This is a genomic window from Ideonella azotifigens (assembly GCF_006519715.1).
GTDB lineage: Bacteria > Pseudomonadota > Gammaproteobacteria > Burkholderiales > Burkholderiaceae_C > Ideonella > Ideonella azotifigens.
This window is the reverse complement of sequence record NZ_VIDT01001132.1, coordinates 1-1,172: the sequence shown is the minus strand read 5'-3', so window position 1 is coordinate 1,172 and position 1,172 is coordinate 1. Positions and strand designations below refer to the sequence as shown.

Genomic DNA, 1,172 nt, shown 5'->3' with positions numbered 1-1,172 from the left:
CGTCAAGCCTGGCGGCCAGTTGCGCCTGGCCAGCCCGGGGCTGACGCTGAGCCAGCAGGCCGGCGGTGCCTGGCAGGTCCAGGGCAGTGCCGAGCTGCAGCTGCTGCAGACCTCGTCCCGGCTCGCGCCGGTCGACCCGCTGGGCAGCTACCGCATCTCGCTGACGGCGCCCAGCCAGCCTGGCCAGCCGCCGGTGGTGCAATTGCAGACGCTGGAAGGCGCCTTGCAACTGCAGGGCCAGGGCGAACTGCGCCCTGGCGGCCTGCACTTTCGCGGTGATGCGCGCGCCGCGCCGGGGCAGGAGCCGGCATTGAACAATCTGCTGAACATCATCGGGCGGCGCCAGGGTGCGTCGTCCGTCATTTCGATCGGGTGAACATGACTTCGTCGCAGCCTCAAAACGCCATGCGCAGCACGCGCGTCCAGCAGCCCGGTGCCAGCCGCACGCGCGCTGTCCGCCGCCTGGCGCCGCTGGTCGTGGCCATGAGCCAGGCTTTCTCGGCCCTGGGCGTGGCCGGCGCCGCCTTCGCGCAGGACAACACCGAGCCGCCGATGCCGGCCACCCGCGCCAAGGCGCCGGTCACGCTGAACTTCGTCAATGCCGACATCGAGGCCGTCTCGCGCGCCATCGGTGCAATGCTGGACCGCCAGATCCTGGTCGACGCCCGGGTGCGCGGCCAGATCACCGTGACCAGCGAAAAGCCGCAGCCGCCGCTCGAAGCCTGGCGCAGCTACCTGGCTGCGCTGCGCGGCCTGGGCTTCACGGTGGTGGAAAACGCCGGGCTGCTGAAGGTGGTGCCCGAGGCCGAAGCCAAGCTGCAGGCCGGCACCGTCTCGGTGGGTGCGCCCACGGTGCGTGGCGACCAGATCCTGACGCAGATCTTCCGCCTCAACCACGAGAACCCGAACAACCTGGTGGCCGTGCTGCGGCCGCTGATCAGCGCCAACAACACGATCAACGCGAACCCCGGCAACGGCTCGCTGATCATCACCGACTACGCCGACAACCTGCAGCGCCTGGCCAAGATCATTGCCGCGCTGGACCAGCCGGCGGCTTCCGAAGTGGAAGTCATCCCGGTGAAGTACGCGCTGGCCGCGGACCTGGCGCCGCTGGTGCAGAAGCTGACCGAGACCGCGACCGCAGGCGTGCCCGGTGCCGCCGCCGTGTCCGG

2 protein-coding genes are annotated in these 1,172 nt (G+C 70.4%); both read left to right on the top strand.

The window, feature by feature from the left end:
* Positions 1-376: type II secretion system protein N (gspN, locus tag FKP22_RS31120; RefSeq protein WP_141292027.1), on the top strand; the 376-nt coding region annotated here is incomplete at its 5' end.
* A gap of 29 nt (positions 377-405) precedes the next feature.
* Positions 406-1,172: secretin N-terminal domain-containing protein (locus FKP22_RS31115; RefSeq protein ID WP_310733402.1), on the top strand; the 767-nt coding region annotated here is incomplete at its 3' end.